This window comes from Cupriavidus pauculus, from assembly GCF_002858765.1.
Classification (GTDB): Bacteria; Pseudomonadota; Gammaproteobacteria; order Burkholderiales; family Burkholderiaceae; genus Cupriavidus; species Cupriavidus pauculus_B.
Genome location: NZ_PJRP01000002.1, coordinates 68582 through 83375, shown reverse-complemented (window position 1 = coordinate 83375; position 14794 = coordinate 68582). Strand labels below are relative to the sequence as shown.

General features: G+C 62.7%; 23 protein-coding genes. 1 reads left to right on the top strand and 22 read right to left on the bottom strand.

All coding sequences use genetic code 11. The features are described 5' to 3' along the window. Positions 1-6 precede the first annotated feature (6 nt). The 20 genes from rplF to CYJ10_RS05080 form a co-directional block, all read right to left on the bottom strand. Positions 7-540, bottom strand: coding sequence for a 50S ribosomal protein L6 (gene rplF / locus CYJ10_RS05175; RefSeq protein ID WP_101680472.1), 534 nt, complete (start codon positions 538-540; stop codon positions 7-9). Positions 541-549: 9 nt separating this feature from the next. Further along, complete coding sequence (gene rpsH, locus CYJ10_RS05170) at positions 550-945, bottom strand: 30S ribosomal protein S8 (protein ID WP_019451029.1); 396 nt, start codon at positions 943-945, stop codon at positions 550-552. Positions 946-972: 27 nt separating this feature from the next. Next, positions 973-1278 carry a 30S ribosomal protein S14 gene (rpsN, locus tag CYJ10_RS05165; RefSeq protein ID WP_008642942.1) on the bottom strand — a complete coding sequence of 102 codons (306 nt, stop codon included), beginning with the start codon at positions 1276-1278 and terminating at the stop codon, positions 973-975. A gap of 9 nt (positions 1279-1287) precedes the next feature. Continuing rightward, positions 1288-1830: a 50S ribosomal protein L5 gene (gene rplE, locus CYJ10_RS05160; protein ID WP_008642941.1), complete on the bottom strand. Its 543-nt coding sequence runs from the start codon at positions 1828-1830 to the stop codon at positions 1288-1290. A 25-nt stretch (positions 1831-1855) separates the two neighbouring features. Further along, entirely contained in the window at positions 1856-2164 is a 309-nt protein-coding gene (rplX, locus tag CYJ10_RS05155; protein ID WP_066731247.1) for a 50S ribosomal protein L24, read from the bottom strand. A gap of 9 nt (positions 2165-2173) precedes the next feature. Continuing rightward, positions 2174-2542, bottom strand: a complete 369-nt coding sequence (gene rplN, locus CYJ10_RS05150) for a 50S ribosomal protein L14 (protein ID WP_006576237.1) — start codon at positions 2540-2542, stop codon at positions 2174-2176. A gap of 273 nt (positions 2543-2815) precedes the next feature. Further along, on the bottom strand, positions 2816-3094 hold the full coding sequence (gene rpsQ, locus CYJ10_RS05145; RefSeq protein WP_066731249.1) for a 30S ribosomal protein S17: 279 nt from the start codon (positions 3092-3094) through the stop codon (positions 2816-2818). After that, a complete protein-coding gene (gene rpmC / locus CYJ10_RS05140) occupies positions 3091-3285 on the bottom strand; it encodes a 50S ribosomal protein L29 (protein WP_039007569.1) in 195 nt (64 codons plus the stop codon). The genes rpsQ and rpmC overlap by 4 nt, the downstream gene beginning before the upstream one ends. Positions 3286-3297: 12 nt before the next feature. After that, complete coding sequence (gene rplP / locus CYJ10_RS05135) at positions 3298-3714, bottom strand: 50S ribosomal protein L16 (protein ID WP_006160465.1); 417 nt, start codon at positions 3712-3714, stop codon at positions 3298-3300. A 2-nt stretch (positions 3715-3716) separates the two neighbouring features. Further along, a complete protein-coding gene (gene rpsC / locus CYJ10_RS05130; protein WP_066731250.1) occupies positions 3717-4514 on the bottom strand; it encodes a 30S ribosomal protein S3 in 798 nt (265 codons plus the stop codon). 9 nt (positions 4515-4523) lie between these two features. Next, complete coding sequence (gene rplV / locus CYJ10_RS05125; RefSeq protein WP_101680471.1) at positions 4524-4853, bottom strand: 50S ribosomal protein L22; 330 nt, start codon at positions 4851-4853, stop codon at positions 4524-4526. 9 nt (positions 4854-4862) lie between these two features. After that, positions 4863-5138 (bottom strand): 30S ribosomal protein S19, encoded by a 276-nt coding sequence (gene rpsS, locus CYJ10_RS05120; RefSeq protein ID WP_092602200.1) that lies wholly within the window; start codon positions 5136-5138, stop codon positions 4863-4865. 21 nt (positions 5139-5159) lie between these two features. Next, a complete protein-coding gene (gene rplB, locus CYJ10_RS05115) occupies positions 5160-5990 on the bottom strand; it encodes a 50S ribosomal protein L2 (protein ID WP_092602202.1) in 831 nt (276 codons plus the stop codon). Between the two features lie 2 nt (positions 5991-5992). Continuing rightward, a complete protein-coding gene (gene rplW, locus CYJ10_RS05110; RefSeq protein ID WP_006576245.1) occupies positions 5993-6307 on the bottom strand; it encodes a 50S ribosomal protein L23 in 315 nt (104 codons plus the stop codon). Next, positions 6304-6924: a 50S ribosomal protein L4 gene (gene rplD, locus CYJ10_RS05105; RefSeq protein WP_066731257.1), complete on the bottom strand. Its 621-nt coding sequence runs from the start codon at positions 6922-6924 to the stop codon at positions 6304-6306. The genes rplW and rplD overlap by 4 nt, the downstream gene beginning before the upstream one ends. A gap of 12 nt (positions 6925-6936) precedes the next feature. Then, complete coding sequence (gene rplC / locus CYJ10_RS05100) at positions 6937-7581, bottom strand: 50S ribosomal protein L3 (RefSeq protein WP_101680470.1); 645 nt, start codon at positions 7579-7581, stop codon at positions 6937-6939. 265 nt (positions 7582-7846) lie between these two features. Then, a complete protein-coding gene (locus tag CYJ10_RS05095; protein ID WP_101681036.1) occupies positions 7847-8347 on the bottom strand; it encodes a flavin reductase family protein in 501 nt (166 codons plus the stop codon). Between the two features lie 16 nt (positions 8348-8363). Beyond that, positions 8364-9605, bottom strand: a complete 1242-nt coding sequence (locus tag CYJ10_RS05090; protein ID WP_101680469.1) for a styrene monooxygenase/indole monooxygenase family protein — start codon at positions 9603-9605, stop codon at positions 8364-8366. A gap of 28 nt (positions 9606-9633) precedes the next feature. Continuing rightward, a complete protein-coding gene (locus tag CYJ10_RS05085; protein ID WP_101680468.1) occupies positions 9634-10422 on the bottom strand; it encodes an SDR family oxidoreductase in 789 nt (262 codons plus the stop codon). Positions 10423-10496: 74 nt separating this feature from the next. Then, positions 10497-11726, bottom strand: a complete 1230-nt coding sequence (locus CYJ10_RS05080) for a dienelactone hydrolase family protein (protein ID WP_101680467.1) — start codon at positions 11724-11726, stop codon at positions 10497-10499. 316 nt (positions 11727-12042) lie between these two features. Here CYJ10_RS05080 and CYJ10_RS05075 point away from each other — a divergent pair, with 316 nt between their 5' ends. Beyond that, a complete protein-coding gene (locus CYJ10_RS05075) occupies positions 12043-13056 on the top strand; it encodes an AraC family transcriptional regulator (protein WP_101680466.1) in 1014 nt (337 codons plus the stop codon). A gap of 119 nt (positions 13057-13175) precedes the next feature. Here CYJ10_RS05075 and rpsJ read toward each other — a convergent pair whose 3' ends face one another. Both rpsJ and tuf read right to left on the bottom strand, forming a co-directional pair. Then, positions 13176-13484, bottom strand: coding sequence for a 30S ribosomal protein S10 (gene rpsJ / locus CYJ10_RS05070; RefSeq protein WP_006160488.1), 309 nt, complete (start codon positions 13482-13484; stop codon positions 13176-13178). A gap of 79 nt (positions 13485-13563) precedes the next feature. Further along, positions 13564-14754 carry an elongation factor Tu gene (gene tuf, locus CYJ10_RS05065; RefSeq protein ID WP_101680458.1) on the bottom strand — a complete coding sequence of 397 codons (1191 nt, stop codon included), beginning with the start codon at positions 14752-14754 and terminating at the stop codon, positions 13564-13566. Positions 14755-14794 lie beyond the last annotated feature (40 nt).

Genomic DNA, 14794 nt, shown 5'->3' with positions numbered 1-14794 from the left:
GACCCCTTACTTCTTCTTGGTTTCCTTCAGGATGACGCGCTCGTCAGCGTAGCGAACACCCTTGCCCTTATAGGGCTCAGGCGGACGGTACGCGCGAACTTCCGCGGCAACCTGACCGACTTTCTGCTTGTCAGCACCCTTGATCACGATTTCGGTCTGCGTCGGCGTTTCGGCCTTCACGCCTTCCGGCATTTCGTGGATCACGTCGTGCGAGAAACCAAGCTGGAGCTTCAGCGCGGAACCTTGCAGTTGAGCGCGGTAACCCACGCCAACCAGATTCAGCTTGCGCTCGAAACCAGTGGTCACGCCCTTGACCATGTTTGCCGCCAGGGCGCGCATGGTGCCTTGCAGGGCGTTTGCTTCACGCGATTCGTCAGCCGGTTCGAAAGTCAGCGTGCCATCGGCAACGTTGGCCTTCACCAGGCTGTGAATCGACTGGGTCAGCGTACCGAGCGGGCCCTTAACGGAGAGCACGCCAGCCGCCACATTTACTTCCGCGCCTTTCGGCAGCGCGATGGGAGCCTTACCTACACGGGACATGTTTGCTCCTTACGCGACGTAGCAGAGAACTTCGCCGCCCACGCCAGTGGCACGTGCCTTGCGGTCGGTCATCAGACCCTGCGGGGTCGAGATGATCGCCACACCCAGGCCGTTCATCACTTGGGGGATGTCGCTGCGGCCCTTGTACACGCGCAGACCGGGCTTCGAAACGCGCTCGATGCGCTCGATCACCGGACGGCCGGCGTAATACTTCAGACCAATGGTCAGTTGCGCCTTGCCGCCATCTTCCTGAACCGAGTAGTCGTCGACGTAGCCTTCGTCCTTCAGGACTTTGGCGATCGCAACCTTCAGTTTGGACGAGGGCATGACAACCGACGCCTTCTGCACGCCTTGGGCGTTGCGAATGCGCGTCAGCATATCGGCGATAGGATCGCTCATGCTCATACTGTTTCTCCTGTAGCCTGTGCGTAATTACCAGCTGGCTTTCGTCAGACCCGGAATTTCGCCCTTGAAGGCGATTTCGCGGATCTTGTTACGCGCCAGGCCAAACTTGCGGAAGGTACCGCGGGGACGACCGGTGATCGCGCAGCGATTACGCTGGCGAGTCGGGTTAGCGTTGCGCGGGAGCTTCTGCAGCTCGAGGCGCGCCAGATAACGCTCTTCTTCCGACTTTTCTTGGTCGTCAATAATGGCCTTGAGGTTTGCGCGCTTGTCGGCGTACTTCGCCACGAGCTTTGCGCGCTTCTTCTCACGTTCAATCAGAGCCAGTTTAGCCACGGTTACCCCTTAATTACGGAACGGGAACTTGAACGCGTTCAGGAGAGCCTTGGCTTCCTCGTCGTTCTTAGCCGTCGTCGTGATGCTGATGTTCAGACCACGCAGTGCGTCGATCTTGTCGTACTCGATTTCGGGGAAAATGATCTGCTCTTTCACACCGATGTTGTAGTTACCACGACCGTCGAACGATTTGCCCGACACACCACGGAAGTCACGCACGCGCGGCAGGGCCACGGTCACGAAACGGTCCAGGAATTCGAACATACGCTCACCGCGCAGGGTCACCATCGCGCCGATGGGGTAGCCCTGACGGATCTTGAAGCCGGCGATGGCCTTCTTGGCCTTCGTCACAACGGGCTTCTGACCGGCGATCTTGGTCAGATCACCAACTGCCAGCTCAATGACCTTCTTGTCATTGATCGCTTCGCCCAGGCCCATGTTCAGGGTGATCTTGGTGAAGCGCGGCACTTCCATGACCGACTTGTAGCCGAACTGCTTCATCAGCGCCGGCACAACTTGTTCTTTGTAAAACTCTTGCAGACGTGCTGTCATGCTCAACTCCTATCTGTGCCCAGAATCAAGCGGCCAGGACGGCACCGGTCGTCTTCAGCACGCGCACGCGCTTGCCGTCTTCGACCTTGATACCGACACGCGACGGCTTGCCATTGGCATCCACGAGCGCAACGTTGGAAATATGCAGCGGCATCAGCTTGTCGACCACGCCACCGGTGGTGCCCAGCATCGGGTTCGGGCGAGCGTGCTTCTTGGCAACGTTCACGCCTTCAACCACGACCTTGTCGCCTTGCACTGCCTGGACGGCACCGCGCTTGCCCTTGTCCTTGCCGGTCAGCACGATGACTTCGTCGCCTTTGCGAATCTTGTTCATGGCGGCTCCTTACAGCACTTCCGGAGCGAGCGACACGATCTTCATGAAGCGCTCGGTACGGAGTTCACGAGTCACCGGCCCGAAGATACGGGTGCCGATCGGCTCGAGCTTGTTGTTCAGCAGTACGGCGGCATTGCCGTCGAACTTGACGAGCGAACCGTCAGCGCGACGCACGCCCTTGGCGGTGCGCACGACAACTGCGTTATAGATGTCGCCCTTCTTCACGCGACCGCGCGGCGCTGCGTCCTTCACGGTCACCTTGATGATGTCGCCCACGCTCGCATAGCGGCGCTTGGACCCACCCAGTACCTTGATGCACAGCACTTCGCGCGCACCGGTGTTATCGGCCACTTCGAGCCGGCTTTCTGTCTGAATCATGGTCTTATCTTCCCAACTTAATCCGCCAGGTCTTCTGATATGAAGCCCGCCGGTCAGTCTTGGTCCCGTCGGAGCAAGGCATTGCGCCAGCACCGCTTGGGTTGATCAACTTGGAAGTCGGTAGTGCCCGCACCCAAAACTACCGGATGCCAGCCCTTGGCTCGCTTCACAGGCCCGCCCGGTTGGTACAGCTAAGGCGAACGCAATAAAGCGGAAGTCCAGGATTATAGCAACACAATCCTGGACTTGCAAGTCAGCAAAGTACTGTTGTACTTAGATGACGCGCGCAGCTTCTACCAGCCGGGAAACCACCCAGGACTTGGTCCGCGACAGCGGACGCGTTTCCTGGATCTCGACCTTGTCGCCTTCCTTGTACTGGTTGGCTTCGTCGTGTGCGTGGTACTTCTTGGAACGCAGCACGTACTTGCCGTACAGAGGATGCTTGACGCGGTTTTCGATCAAGACCGTGACGGTCTTGTCCATCTTGTCGCTCACGACACGGCCCACGAGGGTCCGGTGAAGCTTTGCTTCAGTCTTCGCAGCTTCGGTCATTTCGCGTTCGCCTTCTCGTTCAGCACAGTTTGCACGCGCGCGATGTCCTTGCGCACCTTCTTCAGCTGGCTGGTGTTCTGCAGCTGTTGGGTGGCCTTTTGCATGCGCAGGCTAAATTGGGCCTTCAGCAGCTCGGAGAGCTCCTGGTTCAGGCCTGCGGCGTCCTTGCCGCGCAGTTCGGATGCTTTCATCCCAATCTCTCCTTACGTACCGACCTGACGCACCACGAAATTCGTGGCGATCGGCAGCTTGGCGGCGGCAAGGCGGAACGCCTCACGTGCCAGCTCTTCGGTCACGCCATCCATTTCGTACAGCATCTTGCCCGGCTGAATTTCAGCCACGTAGTATTCCGGGTTGCCCTTACCGTTACCCATACGGACTTCGGCAGGCTTCTTCGAAATCGGCTTGTCCGGGAAAATCCGGATCCAGATGCGGCCGCCACGCTTGATGTGACGGGTCATCGCACGACGTGCCGACTCGATCTGGCGAGCGGTCAGACGGCCACGGCCCATTGCCTTCAGGCCGAATTCGCCAAAAGACACGGCGTTACCACGGGTAGCCTTACCCGTGTTGCGGCCCTTCTGCTCCTTGCGATACTTCCTACGCTTAGGTTGCAGCATTCTTATTCTCCACTCTTCGCGTCTGCGCCAGGCGCAGCGCGACGACCAGCACCGGCACCACCGCGGCGGTTGCCCGACGGACGGCCTTCGCCTTCACGGCGGCGGCCTTCCGGGCGACCCGGACGACGACGACGGTCTTCTTGCGGCTCTTCCACCACAGGCGCGTCATTGCGGCCCAGGTGATCGCCCTTGTAGACCCACACCTTGACACCGATGATGCCGTAGGTGGTTTCGGCTTCCGAGAAGCCGTAGTCGATGTCGGCACGCAGGGTGTGCAGGGGCACACGGCCTTCGCGGTACCACTCGGTACGTGCGATTTCAATACCGTTCAGACGACCCGAGCTCATGATCTTGATGCCTTGGGCACCCAGACGCATTGCGTTCTGCATCGCGCGCTTCATGGCACGACGGAACATGATGCGGCGCTCGAGCTGCTGCGTGATCGAATCGGCGATCAGCTGCGCATCGGTTTCCGGCTTGCGGATTTCCTCGATGTTCACGTGCACGGGCACACCCATGCGACGTTGCAGCTCAGCCTTGAGCAGTTCGATGTCCTCACCCTTCTTGCCGATCACCACGCCCGGGCGCGAGCTGTAAATGGTGATACGTGCATTACGGGCCGGACGCTCGATCACAACACGGCCAACCGATGCGTTCTTGAGCTTCTTCTTCAGGAACTCGCGAACTTCGATGTCTTCTTTCAGCATGCCGGCGAACTTCGTGTTGTTGGCGTACCAACGCGAAGCCCAGTTACGGCTGACGGCCAGACGGAAGCCAGTCGGATGAATCTTCTGTCCCATCGTGACTCCTTAGTTGCCGAGCGTCACAGTGATGTGACAGGTTTGTTTCTCGATGCGGTTGCCGCGGCCCTTCGCCCGTGCGGTGAAGCGCTTGAGCGAGGTTGCCTTGTCGATGAAGATCGATTTGACCTTCAGTTCATCGATGTCGGCGCCTTCGTTGTGCTCGGCGTTGGCGATGGCCGATTCGACCACCTTCTTCACGATCCCGGCAGCCTTTTTCGGGCTGAACGCCAGGATGTTGAGCGCGCGCTCGATCGGCAGACCGCGAATCTGGTCGGCGACCAGACGCGTCTTCTGGGCGGAGATACGGGCACCGCGATGAATCGCTTTCACTTCCATGATGGCACCTTACCTCTTCGCTTTCTTGTCAGCCGCGTGGCCCTTGAACGTGCGAGTGATCGCAAATTCGCCGAGCTTGTGGCCAACCATGTTTTCCGTCACGTACACCGGCACGTGTTGACGGCCGTTGTGCACGGCGATCGTCAGGCCGATGAAATCAGGCATGATCGTCGAACGACGCGACCATGTCTTGATGGGCTTCTTGTCCTTGCCGGCTACGGCCGTTTCCACCTTCTTCAGCAGGTGGTCGTCGCAGAACGGACCCTTTTTTGCGGAACGAGTCATATCTTTAGCTCCTACCTACCGTTAGCGCTTGTGGCGGCGCTGGACGATCATGCTGTCCGTGCGCTTGTTGCTGCGGGTACGGTAACCCTTAGCCGGGGTACCCCACGGCGAAACCGGGTCGCGACCAGCAGCAGTCTTGCCTTCACCACCACCATGCGGGTGGTCCACCGGGTTCATCACCACACCGCGAACGGTCGGGCGAATACCGCGCCAGCGTGTGGCACCGGCCTTGCCGATCACACGCAGGCTGTGCTCTTCGTTGCCCACTTCACCGATGGTGGCGCGGCATTCGATATGCACGCGACGCACTTCACCGGAGCGCAGACGAACCTGAGCGTACAGGCCTTCACGGGCCAGCAGCACGGCGGAACCACCGGCAGCACGCGCAACTTGCGCGCCCTTGCCAGGCAGGATTTCCACGTTGTTGATCGTGGTACCAACCGGGATGTTGCGGATCGGCAGGTTGTTACCGGCCTTGATCGGCGCTTCCGAGCCGTTCATCAGGGCCTGGCCAGCTACCATGCCCTTGGTGGCGATGATGTAGCGGCGCTCGCCGTCAGCGAACAGCACCAGCGCGATGTTCGCGCTGCGGTTCGGATCGTATTCCAGGCGCTCGACCTTGGCGGCGATGCCGTCCTTGTCGCTGCGCTTGAAGTCGACCACGCGGTAGTGGTGCTTATGACCACCGCCCTTGTGGCGGGTGGTGATATGACCGTTATTGTTACGACCCGACTTCTGGAATTGCTTTTCCAGCAGCGGAGCGTGCGGGGCGCCCTTGTGAAGGTCCTTGTTGACCACCTTCACCATCGAGCGACGACCCGGGGAAGTCGGCTTGGTCTTGACGAGTGCCATGATTACTTGGCCTCCGCTTCAAAATTGATTTCCTGACCCGGCTTCAGCGACACGTAAGCTTTCTTTACGTGGTTGCGACGGCCCATGAAGCGGCCAAAGCGCTTTTGCTTGCCCTTCTGGTTCAGGATCTGAACGGACTGCACCTCGACCTTGAACAGCAGTTCGACGGCGGCCTTCACTTCTGCCTTGTTGGCATCGCGAGCCACTTCGAACACAACCTGTTCGTTCTTGTCGGCCACCAGGGTTGCCTTTTCGGAAACCACCGGCGCGAGCAGCACCTGCATCAAACGATGATCGTTCTTGGCTACTTGCGTCATTTCAGCAACTCCTCGATCTGCGCGACAGCTGCCTTCGTCACGAGCACCTTCTTGTAGTGCACCAGCGACAGCGGGTCAGCATGACGCGGCTCCACGACTGCCACGTTCGGCAGGTTGCGCGAAGCCAGGTAGAGGTTTTCATCGAGGCTGTCGGTGATGATCAGCACCGAGTCCAGGCCCATGGCCTTGAACTTATCGGCCAGCAGCTTGGTCTTGGGTGCGTCGACAGCGAAACCGTCCACTACGTTGATACGACCTTCACGTGCGAGCTGCGAGTAAATCGAGCGCATACCGGCACGGAACATCTTCTTGTTGACCTTCTGGCTGAAGTTCTCTTCCGGCGAATTCGGGAAGATACGGCCACCGCCACGCCAAAGCGGCGAGGACGACATACCGGCACGAGCACGGCCCGTACCCTTCTGGCGCCACGGCTTCTTGGTCGTGTGCTTAACTTCTTCGCGGTCCTTCTGCTTGCGGTTACCGCTACGGGCGTTCGCCTGATAGGCAACGACGATCTGGTGAACCAGAGCTTCGTTGTAGTCACGGCCGAACACTTCCGGCGAAGCTGCAACGCCAGCGCCGACTTGACCGTTGTCCTGGAGGAGCTTGAGTTCCATTACATGCGCTCCTTAAGCTTTGGCCTTGACGGCCGGGGTCACGATGACCTTGCCGCCCTTGGAACCGGGGATGGCGCCCTTGACCAGCAGCAGCTTGCGCTCTGCGTCGATCTTGGCGATCTCGAGGTTTTGCACCGTGCGGGTGACATCACCGAGGTGACCCGTCATGCGCTTACCCGGGAACACGCGACCCGGATCCTGCGCCATACCGATGGAACCCGGCACGTTGTGCGAACGCGAGTTACCGTGGGTGGCACGACCCGAAGCGAAGTGGTAGCGCTTGATGGTACCGGCGTAGCCCTTACCGATGCTCACGCCCTGCACGTCGATCTTCTGACCAACCTGGAACAGGTCGACCGACAGCGAACCGCCAGCTTGCAGTTCGGCAGCCTTGGCTGCATCGATGCGGAATTCTTTGATGATTTCGCCAGCTTCCACGCCGGCTTTGGCGAGATGACCCGCCAGCGGCTTGGTGACGCGGCTTGCGCGCCGGCTGCCGAAGGTGACTTGAACCGCGGTATAACCGTCGGTCTCGTCCGTCTTGATTTGCGTCACGCGGTTGTCGCCGACCTCGACCACGGTAACGGGAATCGAATCACCGTCGTCCGTGAAAATACGGGTCATGCCAACCTTGCGACCTACAAGGCCAAGGCTCATGGTTTGCTCCATTCCCAGCTGCGATTGGCCGGGGCTGATTGATACACGATGTGCGATTTGCGGGTTGCGCGAAAAGGATTGCGCTGACCAAAACGGCCCCCACTACCCGGAGAAACGGGTAGCCTTACAATATAACCCAGTGCCAAGGAAAGGGCAAGATGGTTTGCCGAATTCCGCGCGTGTCCGTGTGTATCGCGACAGAATTTGGCGAAATTGCGGCGCGAAGCCGACTTGCGGCGGCGCGATGGCCGCCGAAGCTGGCTTTTCAGGCGGCCACGCGGACGAAATCGCCCCCGTAGAACACCAGCGGATCGCCCTCGGAGGCGGAAAACGCATCCACGGCGCCGACGATCAGCAGATGATCGCCGAGGACGTCGGCCCGCTGCACGCGGCATGACAGCGTGGCAAGCGCCTCGTTCAGATAGGGCACGCCTGCCTGGCATCGCCAATGGGGGACATCGGCGAACTTGTCTGGCTGGGGCGTGGCAAAGCGGCGCGCCAGATCACCATGGCCCGCGCGCAGGATGCTCACGCCGAAGGCCCCGCCTGGCGTGAACAGCCCGGCGTTTGGCGAATGCCTGGCCAGGCTCCAGAGGATCAGCGGCGGGTCCAGCGACAGCGATGCGAACGAATTGATGGTCAGGCCGACCGCCCTGCCCTCCGCGCCGCACGCGCCAATGATAGCCACCCCGGTGGCAAAGCGCCCGCAAACCCGCCGCAAGGCGCGGGGATCGGGCGCAGCAGACAGAGAGACGGTGCGTTCCATGATCGCCGGGCCCATCTCAGGCTGCCCTGGCCAGTTGCTGGTCGACCATCTGCTGGCACGCCGCCGGATCGGTCCACCACGGGAAGTAGTCCGGCGGATTGTCAAAGCCGTTGGCGATGCGCGCGGCCAGCACCGGCGACTGGCCCGCCGCCCCAAGCAGGCCGAGGATGTGCGGCGGTGGCGGCGTCAGCAGCGAGTTGGTCCAAGTCACGACGGCTTGCGCGTACTGCCAGTAGGCGTCGAACGTGGCGTTCATCCAGTCGGCATCGAACGGGCGGTCGCCGCGGGCGGCGATGGCGTCGAGATACACCTTGCAGCATTTGGCGGCGTTGTTCGAGCCCTGGCCCGTGATGGGATCGTTGACGACCACGGCATCGGCCATGCCGAAGACCATCCGTCCCGAGGGCAGCGTCATGACCGGCTTGCGCACTGTCGGGGCGAATCGGCCAGCAAGGATGCCATTGGCGTCGGTCAGCGCCACTTGCTCGCACCGCTCGGCCTCCCAGGGCAGATAGGTACGCAGGATTCGCAGGCTCTCTTCAAGATGCGCCTCGGGGGATCGGGCGTCCGACCAGCGATCCATCGGGCCCCCCGGGATGCCCTCGAACACCATGATCTCGCATGGCCCGGACAGCGTTAGCGCCGGAAATACAAAGTACTCGCCCACGCCGGGAATCAGATTGAAGCAGACGCGCGAAAACGGCGCGCGGGGCGTCATGCCCGTGACGTACGTCAGCGCCAGCGCGCGCTGGGGCGTGGCGAAGGGGCTGCGCGACGCATCGCGCGCGAACCGGCTCACGATCTCGCCCTTGCCGGCCGCCAGTAGCACCAGGTCGTGCTCGCGTGTCAGTGCCTCCAGTTCGTCGACGCCGACATCGACAATGCGCAGGTCGCCGCCACGCGCGACAAATGCCTCCATCCACGCCGGCATCTTCAGCCGCTGGTCCACGGCCTGCGCCGGACGGTCCAGCCGCGCGGCCCAGTCGATGACCTTCGCGCCGCGCTGCTCCGGATGCGGCACGACCACCCCGATGCCCTCCACCGGCGGACAGCCGTCATCCCACCAGTTCAGGCCCAGTTCGCGCTCGGTCTGCAGCGCGCGGTCGAACATGCACTGGCTGGACATCACCTTGCCCGCGCGGATCTGGTCCGGCGTGCGGTTCGACAGCAGCGTCACCCGATAGCCCCTGGCCTGCAGCCCCAGGGCCATCTGCAATCCGGACTGGCCGGCTCCGACGATGGCAATGCGTTGGCTCATGATTGTCTCCGTGTCTGTTGGAAGGGATTCAGCCGGCGAGCTTGCCGATGGCCGGCACGTTCTGCTCGGGGCCCATGGCGGCGTATCCGCCGTCCACCGCGTAATCGGCGCCAGTCACGAAGCTCGCGTGATCGGAGCATAGGAACAGCACCACCTGCGCCACTTCGTCGGGCTGGCCGACGCGGCCCAGCAGGTGGAAGGGCGCGGCCACGGCGTCGGTGCGGGCGCGATTGCCGCCGCTGACCTCGTCCATCAGCCGGCACCACGTCCATCCCGGCGACACGGCGTTGACGCGGATGTGGTCCGGCGCCAGATCCATCGCCATGCTGCGCGTCAGTTGCGCCATGGCCGCCTTCGACACCGGGTAGAGCCAGCGCCCGGTCTGCGCCACGCGGGCCGAAATGCTCGTGAAATTGACAATCGCCCCGCCACCGCGCGCCACCATGTGCGGATGCACGGCCTGCGCGAGCATCACCGCCGAGACCACATTCACATCGAGCGCGGCCAGCCAGTCTGCGCGCGCGGAGCGAAAGCCATCATCCAGATAGGTGCAGGCCAGGTTGACCAGGAAATCGATCCGGCCGAAGCGCTTGGCCACCTGCGCCACCGCGCCGCCCACCTGATCGTCCTGCGTGATATCGGCGTGGACGAACATGGCCATGGGCCCCAGCGCGGTGGCCACGCGCTCGCCGCCCTCGGCATCGATGTCGAGGATCGCCACGCGCGTGCCCGCTTCCACAAACGCACGGGCGACGCCCGCGCCGATCAGCGTGGCCCCGCCAGATATGACGGCAACCTTGTCCTGCAAGCCCTTCATGATGGTGTCTCCTGTTGAGATGCCGGGCGGCCTCTGGCGTGCCGCCCTGGGGTGCCGCGCAATGCGACTTGCGGCTACTTGCCTTCGCTCTGCTCCCAGCGCGCCATCAGCGTGTTCGACGGCAGCGTCTCGTCGAGCAGCTTGCGCGCGGTTTCCACGCCGGCCACCGGCAAGCCCTTGGGATCCAGCAGTCCGACCTGCACCAGCACGCTGGCCTGGTCCCAGTAGATGTGCTCGTGATAGAGCTTGTCGCCACGGAACTTGACGATGGCGATCAGCGGCACCTCCACGCGCTTGCCCGTCGGCGGCACGCCGGGCAGCATCCAGTCGATTTCGCAGGTGTGGGTGAAGCAGAACAGCATCTCGTCCACCACCTGGCTGGTGCCGATCGTGCGCGACAGCGGAATCAGCGTGGTATCGGGCGGATTGCCGTGGACGAAGTGATGCTGGTAGAAGCGCCTGAGCTCGCGATAGCCCACCCCGCCGGTCATGGTCGGAATGTGGTTGACGTAGGGCTGGGGCACCATGGTGGCCATCGTCGCATCGACGTCGCGCGTGGCGAATTCGTATTCGCAGTGCTTGTCCCACAGCCCGGAGAAGTCGTAGTGCGGGCCCATTTCGGCGCGCAGTGCCGCGATGGAACGCTGGTGCGCCATCAGCGCCGACGCCTTGTCGAAGTGCTCGCCGCCCGCCCGTGCAAACGCGTGGTCCATGCCGGGATAGACGTACAGCTCGACGTTGGCGCGGCCGCCGAGCGCCTGCCCTATGCGAGCCTGGGCTTCGGGCGGACAAAAACCGTCGCGCTCCGCCACGTGCAGCACCAGTCTGCCGCGAATCTTGTCGGCTTCTGCTAGGGCATGCTCGATGCCCACGCCGTAGTACCCCACCGCGCAAGCCACATCGGGCAGCCGACATGCCGCAAGGTAGGCCAGCTTGCCGCCCAGACAGAAACCGAGCACGCCGGTCTGGCCCACGCACTCCGGGCGCTGGCGCAGCGCGACGAGGGCGGCGCCGACATCTTGCACCCCCTTGTCCTCGTCGAATTGCTGGTACAGACCGAGTGCGCGCTGGAAGTCATCGCCCCGGTCGGTCAGTTCGATGCCGGGCTCGATGCGCCAGAACAGGTCCGGCACCAGCACGGTATAGCCTTCCTCCGCGTAGTAATCCGCCACCTGGCGCATCGTGGCATTAACGCCAAAAATCTCCTGGCACAGCACGATGCCGGGGCCCTTGCCGGCCGCCGGCGTGGCGAGGTAACCGCTGAAACTGCCGTCCTGGGTCTCGATCTGGATGGTCTGGCCCATGCCTTTTGCTCCTGTGGGATTCTGTGGATTTGGCCGCTGCGCGCCTCCGTCCTTGCCTTCATGATGGGAGACCCGCAGTGCAGCAAACTAGCCGCCTGATGCAGCGACTATCCGATTAGTGCAGGAAAGTGTGTCGCTGTTCAAGCCGCGCGACGGGGGGACTGGCGAATCCGCTATAGTGGTGCGCAGCGATTCCGCCGCCGCGCACCGTGCCAGCTGGCAGAACCGCCGCCGGAATCATGTGGCGCGCACGCGGTGCCGGGGAGGCCAATCCCTGGCGGCGGCAGTGCCCGGGCCGGCCCGCCAGGAGCGAGACATGCTGCAGCTGCCCCCCACTGCCCCGGCCGCGCCGCCGCTGGCAGGTGCCCTGCTTCACGACCCCGCACGACTCGTGTTCGATTCCGACGATCTGGACACCACGCGCGCCCGGGTCAGCGCCGTCTTCAAACCCCATCGACTCACCCTGCATGGCAGCAGGCTACACGCGCGCATGCATCACGCGCCGCTCGGCGCCGTGTCTTTCAACCGGCTGGCCTACGGCGGCGACGTGACCATCGACCCCGGCCCACTTGGCGACTTCCTGCTGGTGCAGATGCCGATGGCCGGCCAGGCCGACATCCATTGCGGCGGACAGCACATCGTTTCCGATGCCGGGCTCGCCTCGGTGTTGACCCCGAGCGAGCCGCTACGGATGCGCTGGAGCGCAGACAACGACCAGTTAATTGTCCGCATCGAACGCAGCGCGCTGGAGCGGGTCTGCAGCGCGTACCTGGGCCACAAGCCGTACCAGCCGCTGCGGTTTCAACTGGACATGGCCTGGCGCGGCGCCGGCTGGCACGCGCTGATCCAGTACCTGGCCGAAACGCTGGCGCGCGCGCCCGAGGCGGCCAGCCATCCGTTGACGGCCTGCCAGCTTGAGCAACTGGTGATCGGTACGCTGCTGACCTGCCAGCCGCACAGCCTGTCGGACACGCTGCGCCAGCACGGCAAGCCCCTGGCGCCGCGGCACGTGAAGGTGGTCGAGGAATATATCCACGCGCATGCCGACGCGGCGCTGACACCGGCGCAGCTGGCGGAGATGGCTGGCGTCAGCCTGCGCAGCCTCTATGCGGGATTTCGGGAACATCGCGGCCTGAGCCCGATGGCCTATCTGCGCACGGTCAGGCTGGAACGGGTACGGCAGGATCTGCTCAATGACGCGACGCTTTCGTCGGTCACGGCCGCAGCGTTGCGCTGGGGCTTTGCCCACCTGGGACGGTTCAGCGCCGAGTATCGGCGCGCGTTTGGGGAGTGCCCGGCGGAAACGTTGCGGCGACGTGGGCGGGGCTGACGGGACTGCAGGGCCGCAGGCGAACGGGCCAGCACGGCGCTGGCCCACCAAACAAAAACGGCGAACCGAAGTTCGCCGTTATTTGCTGCATCAGACCGCCGGAGCGGTCCGAAACATATTTACACCTTGATCTCGACGTCCACGCCGGCCGGCAGGTCGAGCTTCATCAGCGCGTCAACGGTCTTGTCCGTCGGGTCGACGATGTCCATCAGACGCTGGTGCGTGCGGATCTCGAACTGATCGCGGCTGGTCTTGTTGACGTGCGGCGAACGCAGGATGTCGAAGCGCTGGATGCGGGTCGGCAGGGGCACCGGGCCCTTGACGATCGCGCCGGTACGCTTGGCGGTATCCACGATTTCGGCGGCCGACTGGTCGATCAGGCGATAGTCGAAAGCCTTCAGGCGGATACGGATCTTCTGGTTCTGCATGATTGTTCCTTAAAAGAGCGATGGGCAGTGAGCCCGGATTATAGGGGACATGCCTGCAGGCATGTCCCAGGAAGGTTGCTTAGTCGAGGATCTTTGCCACAACGCCGGCGCCGACGGTACGGCCACCTTCGCGGATTGCGAAGCGCAGGCCTTCTTCCATGGCGATCGGGGCGATCAGCTTGACGGTGATCGACACGTTGTCACCCGGCATGACCATTTCCTTGTCCTGCGGCAGCTCGATCGAGCCAGTCACGTCGGTCGTACGGAAGTAGAACTGCGGGCGGTAGTTGTTGAAGAACGGCGTGTGACGGCCGCCTTCGTCCTTCGACAGGATGTAGACCTCACCCGTGAAGTGCGTGTGCGGCTTGATCGAGCCCGGCTTGCACAGAACTTGACCACGCTCCACGTCTTCGCGCTTCGTGCCGCGCAGCAGCAGACCCACGTTGTCGCCAGCTTGACCTTGGTCCAGCAGCTTGCGGAACATTTCCACGCCCGTGCAAGTCGTCTTCACCGTCGGGCGGATACCCACGATTTCGATTTCTTCACCGACCTTGACCACGCCACGCTCGATACGGCCCGTCACCACGGTACCGCGACCCGAGATCGAGAACACGTCTTCCACCGGCATCAGGAACGTACCGTCAACAGCGCGCTCCGGCGTCGGGATGTACGAATCCAGCGCGTCGGCCAGGTTCATGATCGCCACTTCGCCCAGCTCGCCCTTGTCGCCTTCCAGCGCCAGCTTGGCCGAACCCTTGATGATCGGGGTGTCGTCGCCCGGGAAGTCGTACTTCGACAGAAGTTCGCGCACTTCCATTTCCACCAGTTCCAGCAGCTCGGCGTCGTCCACCATGTCGCACTTGTTCAGGAACACGATGATGTACGGCACGCCAACCTGACGGGCCAGCAGGATGTGCTCGCGCGTTTGCGGCATCGGGCCGTCAGCGGCCGAGCAAACCAGGATCGCGCCGTCCATCTGCGCAGCGCCCGTGATCATGTTCTTCACATAGTCAGCGTGGCCCGGGCAGTCAACGTGGGCGTAGTGGCGGTTGGCCGTCTCGTATTCCACGTGTGCGGTGTTGATCGTGATGCCGCGTGCCTTTTCTTCCGGCGCTGCGTCGATTTCGTCGTACTTCTTGGCGGCGCCGCCGAACTTCGCAGCCAGCACCGTGGCAATCGCTGCCGTCAGCGTCGTCTTGCCGTGGTCAACGTGACCAATCGTACCTACGTTCACGTGCGGCTTGGTCCGCTCGAACTTTTCCTTTGCCATGTTTCAGCTCCTAATGGAATACAGTCAGATTCAATTCTTT

Excerpts from the sequence above, each read along its gene's own strand:
- CYJ10_RS05090 (WP_101680469.1), bottom strand. The coding sequence starts at position 9,605 with ATGAGCCAACGCATTGCCATCGTCGGAGCCGGCCAGTCCGGATTGCAG.
- rpsC (WP_066731250.1), bottom strand. The coding sequence starts at position 4,514 with ATGGGACAGAAGATTCATCCGACTGGCTTCCGTCTGGCCGTCAGCCGT.
- rpsH (WP_019451029.1), bottom strand. The coding sequence starts at position 945 with ATGAGCATGAGCGATCCTATCGCCGATATGCTGACGCGCATTCGCAAC.
- CYJ10_RS05075 (WP_101680466.1), top strand. The coding sequence starts at position 12,043 with ATGCTGCAGCTGCCCCCCACTGCCCCGGCCGCGCCGCCGCTGGCAGGT.
- rpsS (WP_092602200.1), bottom strand. The coding sequence starts at position 5,138 with ATGACTCGTTCCGCAAAAAAGGGTCCGTTCTGCGACGACCACCTGCTG.
- rplF (WP_101680472.1), bottom strand. The coding sequence starts at position 540 with ATGTCCCGTGTAGGTAAGGCTCCCATCGCGCTGCCGAAAGGCGCGGAA.
- rplE (WP_008642941.1), bottom strand. The coding sequence starts at position 1,830 with ATGACAGCACGTCTGCAAGAGTTTTACAAAGAACAAGTTGTGCCGGCG.
- rplD (WP_066731257.1), bottom strand. The coding sequence starts at position 6,924 with ATGGAACTCAAGCTCCTCCAGGACAACGGTCAAGTCGGCGCTGGCGTT.
- rplB (WP_092602202.1), bottom strand. The coding sequence starts at position 5,990 with ATGGCACTCGTCAAGACCAAGCCGACTTCCCCGGGTCGTCGCTCGATG.
- rplN (WP_006576237.1), bottom strand. The coding sequence starts at position 2,542 with ATGATTCAGACAGAAAGCCGGCTCGAAGTGGCCGATAACACCGGTGCG.
- rplP (WP_006160465.1), bottom strand. The coding sequence starts at position 3,714 with ATGCTGCAACCTAAGCGTAGGAAGTATCGCAAGGAGCAGAAGGGCCGC.
- CYJ10_RS05095 (WP_101681036.1), bottom strand. The coding sequence starts at position 8,347 with ATGGAACGCACCGTCTCTCTGTCTGCTGCGCCCGATCCCCGCGCCTTG.
- rpsQ (WP_066731249.1), bottom strand. The coding sequence starts at position 3,094 with ATGACCGAAGCTGCGAAGACTGAAGCAAAGCTTCACCGGACCCTCGTG.
- CYJ10_RS05080 (WP_101680467.1), bottom strand. The coding sequence starts at position 11,726 with ATGGGCCAGACCATCCAGATCGAGACCCAGGACGGCAGTTTCAGCGGT.
- CYJ10_RS05085 (WP_101680468.1), bottom strand. The coding sequence starts at position 10,422 with ATGAAGGGCTTGCAGGACAAGGTTGCCGTCATATCTGGCGGGGCCACG.
- rplV (WP_101680471.1), bottom strand. The coding sequence starts at position 4,853 with ATGGAAGTGAAAGCGATTCATCGCGGTGCCCGTATCTCCGCCCAGAAG.
- rpsJ (WP_006160488.1), bottom strand. The coding sequence starts at position 13,484 with ATGCAGAACCAGAAGATCCGTATCCGCCTGAAGGCTTTCGACTATCGC.
- rplC (WP_101680470.1), bottom strand. The coding sequence starts at position 7,581 with ATGAGCCTTGGCCTTGTAGGTCGCAAGGTTGGCATGACCCGTATTTTC.
- rpmC (WP_039007569.1), bottom strand. The coding sequence starts at position 3,285 with ATGAAAGCATCCGAACTGCGCGGCAAGGACGCCGCAGGCCTGAACCAG.
- rplW (WP_006576245.1), bottom strand. The coding sequence starts at position 6,307 with ATGACGCAAGTAGCCAAGAACGATCATCGTTTGATGCAGGTGCTGCTC.
- tuf (WP_101680458.1), bottom strand. The coding sequence starts at position 14,754 with ATGGCAAAGGAAAAGTTCGAGCGGACCAAGCCGCACGTGAACGTAGGT.
- rplX (WP_066731247.1), bottom strand. The coding sequence starts at position 2,164 with ATGAACAAGATTCGCAAAGGCGACGAAGTCATCGTGCTGACCGGCAAG.